Origin of the sequence: Corallococcus sp. 4LFB (genome assembly GCF_046520365.1) — a bacterium.
Taxonomy (GTDB): Bacteria; Myxococcota; Myxococcia; order Myxococcales; family Myxococcaceae; genus Corallococcus; species Corallococcus caeni.
Genome location: NZ_JBKGHJ010001191.1, coordinates 1 through 661, shown reverse-complemented (window position 1 = coordinate 661; position 661 = coordinate 1). Strand labels below are relative to the sequence as shown.

The 661-nt window shown below is 69.9% G+C and carries 1 protein-coding gene; it reads left to right on the top strand.

Translation table 11 applies throughout. The annotated features are described in order from the left end of the window. Positions 1–661 (top strand): AMP-binding protein (locus ACLEQD_RS44850; RefSeq protein ID WP_410391984.1); only part of this gene is annotated, 661 nt, incomplete at both ends.

The window sequence follows — 661 nt, the reverse complement described above, 5'->3', positions numbered from 1 at the left end:
AGCACCGACCTGTTCGAAGCGGCGACGGTGCGCCGGATGGTGGAGCACCTGCGCATGCTGCTGGAAGGCGTGGTGGCGAAGCCGGAGGAAGCAGTGGGCCGGCTGCCGCTGCTGACGGAGGCAGAGCGCCAGCAGGTGCTGGTGACGTGGAACCAGTCGCAGGCGGAGTACGAGCGCGACACGACAATTCCGCACCTCTTCGAGGCGCAGGCGAAGCGCACCCCGGAAGCCTTGGCGGTGGTGAGCGGCAAGCAGCGGCTGACGTACCGGGAGGTGGAGGCAAAGGCGAACCAACTGGCGCACCGGCTGCGCAAGCTGGGCGTGGGCCCGGAGTCGCGCGTGGGCCTGTGCGTGGAGCGCACGGCGGACGTGGTGGTGGGAACGCTGGGCATCCTGAAGGCGGGCGGCGCATACGTGCCGCTGGACCCGAGCTACCCGAAGGAACGGCTGGGCTGGCTGTTGGAGGACGCCCAGGGCCCGGCGCTGGTGGCGCACTCGCACCTGCTGGAGTCGTTGCCCCCCTTCACCGCGCAGGCGGTGTGCCTGGACCGTGAAGAGGAGTGGGCGGAGGAATCGTGCTGCCCGGTGACGTCGGAAGTGCGCCCAGAGAACGTGGCGTACCTCATCTACACGTCGGGAAGCACGGGCCGTCCGAAGGGCG